Here is a 1295-nt window from a genome sequence, read left to right on the forward strand (position 1 = left end):
GTCGGGGCGGCAGCGGGCGCGGCCTGCGCGGCGGCGAGCGCGGGTGCGCCGGCCAGCAGCGTGCCGCCCAACGACAAGGCAAGGAGCAGGGACTTGTTCACGGTCGATCCTTCCGAAAAGGGGTTCGACGGCGGCCGATTAGGGGGATGCCGCCGTCGATGGCCCTTCGTACTCGCGGCCTGTCGTCCACCTGTGTCGCGGTAACCCCGAAAGTGTCGCGAAATGTATCAGCCGAAGATAACCACCGACTGCATCTGCTCCGCGACCTTCTCCCCCCGCGCGTTCCACACCCCCATCACCTGCGACGAACTGCCGCCGCGCGCGTAATCGGCGTCGGAACGCAGCAGCCACCAGCCGTCGTCGGTAGCGGGCGTCGGGCCGAGGATGTTGAGCATCCAGGTCAGCGAGCTCATCGGCACGTTCTTGCCCAGGATGCGCAGCGCCGCCGGGGGCAGGCAGTCGGCGATCGCGACCAGCTCCACCATCGGATCGATGCCGTCGCGATCGTTCAGCCGCGTCCAGCGCAGCCATTCCGCGGGCTTCAACGCGGGGCCTTCGCGCCGGTCGAGGAATTCGAACTGCTGGGTGAAGGCGACGTGCGGATTGCCCCTGAACGTGGTGTCGCCGGAGCCGGGGCGCGGGAAGTCGGGGGCGGGGGTGTCCTCATGGTCGATCTGGCTATCCACCGCGCGCATGAACACGAAGGTGCAGCGCAGGCCCAGTCCCGCCTCGCTTTCCACATTCGCCTCGATGAAGGCGGCGTTCTTGCCGCGGCGCAGGCGGCGGGTGGTGACGGTCACCGGGCCGGCGAGCGGACCGATGAAGCTGACCTGGGCCGAGCGAAGCGGCGGCAAATCGGTGTCGGAACGCATCGCGCAATGAAGCGCGATCGCGCTCGACAGCCCGCCATAAGCGGTGCGCCCCTGCAACCAGTTGTCGGGGATGATGCCGCGCCAGCTGGCGCCGTCGTCCTGCGGCTCCAGCGCCGCCAGCACGTCTTTCAGGTTCATGTGGTGCCCCTTTTTTCGTCAGGCGAATTCGCCGGCGGCCAGCCGGTCGCGCAACTCGCGCTTCAGCACCTTGCCGATCGCGCTGCGCGGCAGCTCGTCGGTGGCATGGAGCGCCGACAGCCGCTGCGTCTTGCCCAGTTTCGCGTTGGTGTCCGCCAGGACGGTCGCCGCATCGGCGGTGGTGCCCGCGCGCGGGACGTAGAAGCCGACCGGCGTCTCGCCCCATTGCTCGCTCGGCACGCCGACGACGGTGCCGTCCGCGACCGCGGGATGCTGCGCCAGCAC

At 69.4% G+C, this 1295-nt stretch carries 2 protein-coding genes; both read right to left on the reverse strand.

What is annotated here, in order from left to right; genetic code table 11:
• Positions 1 to 227 precede the first annotated feature (227 nt).
• Complete coding sequence (locus AX685_RS05775) at positions 228 to 1010, reverse strand: thioesterase family protein (protein WP_066486333.1); 783 nt, start codon at positions 1008 to 1010, stop codon at positions 228 to 230.
• A gap of 18 nt (positions 1011 to 1028) precedes the next feature.
• On the reverse strand, positions 1029 to 1295 hold a 267-nt coding region (locus AX685_RS05780), incomplete at its 5' end, for an AMP-binding enzyme (RefSeq protein WP_443026251.1).

Source organism: Sphingomonas sp. CCH9-F2 (assembly GCF_001556735.1).
Taxonomy (GTDB): domain Bacteria; phylum Pseudomonadota; class Alphaproteobacteria; order Sphingomonadales; family Sphingomonadaceae; genus Sphingomonas; species Sphingomonas ginsenosidimutans.

Excerpts from the sequence above, each read along its gene's own strand:
- AX685_RS05775 (WP_066486333.1), bottom strand. The coding sequence starts at position 1,010 with ATGAACCTGAAAGACGTGCTGGCGGCGCTGGAGCCGCAGGACGACGGC.